Genomic DNA, 2,699 nt, shown 5'->3' on the forward strand with positions numbered 1-2,699 from the left:
GTTGCAGAGCCGCATGTCCGACACGGCCAATCGCCAGGGCGGCTCGCTACCGGCCATTGCGCTGATGGGCGCGTTGTCGGCGCTGATCGTCGGCCCCTGTGTCGCGGCACCGCTGGCCGGCGCCTTGCTGTACATCGCGCAGACCGGCAATGCGGTACTGGGTGGCGCCGCGCTGTTCGTCATGGCGCTCGGCATGGGCGTGCCGCTGCTGCTGGTCGGCGCTTTCTCCCGTTCGCTGCTGCCGAAATCCGGACCGTGGATGGATGGCGTCAAGAATTTCTTCGGCGTCGTCATGCTGGCGACTGCCCTGTGGCTGGTTTCCCCCGTGATTCCGATGTGGTTGCAGATGCTCGGCTGGGCATTGCTGATGGTCGTCCCGGCGATCTTCCTGCATGCGCTCGACCCCCTGCCGCCGCACGCCCACGGCTGGCAGCGCCTGGGCAAGGGCCTCGGCGTCGTCCTGCTGCTCGGCGGCGCGGCGATGCTGATCGGCGTGCTCGGCGGTGCCAGGGATCCGCTGCAGCCGCTGGGCTTCCTGCGCAGCGGACTCGCCGCCGAAGCACCAGCGCCGACTTTCGAGCGCATTGCGTCGGTGGAGGCTCTCGACACCCGCTTGGCCCAGGCGAAAGCGGCCGGCAAACCCGTCATGCTGGATTTCTATGCCGACTGGTGCGTCAGCTGCAAGGAAATGGAACGCTTCACCTTCGCCGAACCCAAGGTCGCCGCGCGCATGAAGCAACTCGTGTTGCTGCAGGCCGACGTGACCGCGAACACCGATGCGGACGCGGCGCTGCTCAAGCGCTTCGGCCTGTTCGGTCCGCCGGGCATCATCTTCTGGGACGCCGCCGGCCGCGAGCAGGTCGATCTGCGTGTCGTCGGCTTCCAGCCCGCCGAAAGCTTTCTGCCTACCCTCGAGCGCGTGCTGCGCTAATTTTCAGGAGTTCCCATGTTCACGGGCATCATCACCGCCGTAGGAAAAATCAGCCGCGTCCAGCCGCTGGAAAAAGGCGTTCGCCTCACCGTCGAAGCGCCGGGCCTGAAGCTCGCGGACGTCGCATTGGGCGACTCGATCGCGCACTGCGGAGTCTGCCTGACCGTCATCGCAAAAAAGCGCGGCAGCTACCAAGTCGACGTCTCGCGCGAAACGCTGAACTGCACGGTGGGCCTCGATGCGCAGGGCGGCGAAGTCAATCTGGAAAAGGCCATGCGCCTGTCCGACTTCATCGGCGGCCATCTGGTGTCGGGGCATGTCGATGGCGTCGGCGAAGTCGAGAAGTTCGAACCGGTCGGCGAATCGCATCAGCTGGTGATCAAGGCGCCGAGAAATCTGGCGAAATACATCGCGCGCAAGGGCTCGATCACCGTCGATGGCGTGTCGCTGACGACCAACAGCGTCAAGGGCCGCCGGTTTTCGATCAACCTGATTCCGCACACCGTCGAGGTGACGACCCTGAAGCACCTGCATCCCGGCGCGAAGGTCAACCTCGAGATCGACCTGATCGCGCGCTACGTCGAACGGATGCTGACGACCGGCAAAGCGTAAAATGCGCGCCTTCCCAAGTTTGGTAAAGCAGCCATGAGCATCAGTCCCGTTCTCGATATCGTCGCCGACATGCGTGCCGGGCGCATGGTCATTCTGGTCGATGAAGAAGACCGCGAAAACGAGGGCGACCTCGTGCTCGCCGCCCAGCACGTCACGCCCGAAGCCATCAACTTCATGGCCAAGCACGGCCGCGGCCTGATTTGCCTGACGCTGACCGAAGCCCGCTGCCGCCAGCTCGACCTGCCCCTGATGGTGCGCGACAACAAGGCGCAGCACGGCACCGCCTTCACCATGTCGATCGAGGCCGCCGAGGGCGTCACCACGGGCATCTCGGCCCAGGACCGCTCGCGCACGGTGCAGGCCGCCGTGGCGAAGAGCGCCAGCCCTGCCGACATCGTCCAGCCCGGCCACATTTTCCCGCTGATGGCGCAAAACGGCGGCGTGCTGGTGCGCGCCGGCCACACCGAAGCGGGCTGCGACTTCGCCCAACTCGCGGGCCTGGAGCCCGCCGCGGTGATCTGCGAGATCCTCAAGGACGACGGCACCATGGCGCGGCTGCCCGACCTGCTCGAATTCGCCCGCGAGCACAGCCTCAAGATCGGCACCATCCGCGACCTGATCCACTACCGCTCGGAGACCGAAAAGCTCATCGAATGCGTCGCCGACAAGGATGTCGAATGCGCCCAAGGCCGCTTCCGCATGCGCGCCTTCGCCGATCGCAGCAGCGGCGACGTGCATCTGGCCATGTCCTGCGGCGAGATCAAGGCCGGCGACGAAACCTTGGTGCGCGTGCATGAAGCCGTCTGCGTGCTGGACTTCCTCGACCACGGCAGCCGCGGCCACACCTACAGCGTCGATTTCGCGCTGCGCTCGATCGCCGAACAGGGACGCGGCGTGCTGGTGCTGCTGCATCGGGCGGAGACCGGCAACGCCTTGCTGTCCGCGCTCAAGAACGAGCGCACCGAGCGGCCGGCCTACACCTGGGACCCGCGAATTTACGGCATCGGCGCGCAGATCCTGCGTGAAGTCGGGGTCGGCAAGATGCGCCTGATGTCCAGCCCGAGAAAGATGCCGAGCATGGCCGGCTTCGGCCTCGAAATCACCGGGTATTTCACTCCGGCGGGAGAAAAGACGGCATGAGCGCCCCGCACGGCCG

Annotated in this window: 3 protein-coding genes; all 3 read left to right on the forward strand. The window is 66.0% G+C overall.

Features of this window, described 5'->3' with window-relative positions:
* Positions 1-931: protein-disulfide reductase DsbD (dsbD, locus tag WC493_RS23290; protein WP_373069047.1), on the forward strand; the 931-nt coding region annotated here is incomplete at its 5' end.
* A gap of 15 nt (positions 932-946) precedes the next feature.
* Positions 947-1,543 (forward strand): riboflavin synthase, encoded by a 597-nt coding sequence (locus WC493_RS23295; protein WP_373069049.1) that lies wholly within the window; start codon positions 947-949, stop codon positions 1,541-1,543.
* A gap of 33 nt (positions 1,544-1,576) precedes the next feature.
* Positions 1,577-2,683, forward strand: coding sequence for a bifunctional 3,4-dihydroxy-2-butanone-4-phosphate synthase/GTP cyclohydrolase II (gene ribBA, locus WC493_RS23300; RefSeq protein WP_373069051.1), 1,107 nt, complete (start codon positions 1,577-1,579; stop codon positions 2,681-2,683).
* Positions 2,684-2,699: the final 16 nt, after the last annotated feature.

It is taken from the genome of Zavarzinia sp. (assembly GCF_041650655.1).
Classification (GTDB): Bacteria; Pseudomonadota; Alphaproteobacteria; order Zavarziniales; family Zavarziniaceae; genus Zavarzinia.